At 53.1% G+C, this 243-nt stretch carries 1 rRNA gene; it reads right to left on the reverse strand.

Annotated elements, in window-relative coordinates:
* Positions 1–243 (reverse strand): 16S ribosomal RNA (locus tag HUK49_RS10985); the annotation flags it as partial.

The following is a 243-nucleotide window of genomic DNA, read 5'->3' on the forward strand; positions in this document are numbered from 1 at the left end:
TCCATATATCTACGCATTCCACCGCTACACATGGAGTTCCACTGTCCTCTTCTGCACTCAAGTCGCCCGGTTTCCGATGCACTTCTTCGGTTAAGCCGAAGGCTTTCACATCAGACCTAAGCAACCGCCTGCGCTCGCTTTACGCCCAATAAATCCGGATAACGCTTGCCACCTACGTATTACCGCGGCTGCTGGCACGTAGTTAGCCGTGACTTTCTGGTTGGATACCGTCACTGCGTGAAC

The organism is Limosilactobacillus portuensis, from assembly GCF_014838735.1.
GTDB classification, from domain to species: domain Bacteria; phylum Bacillota; class Bacilli; order Lactobacillales; family Lactobacillaceae; genus Limosilactobacillus; species Limosilactobacillus portuensis.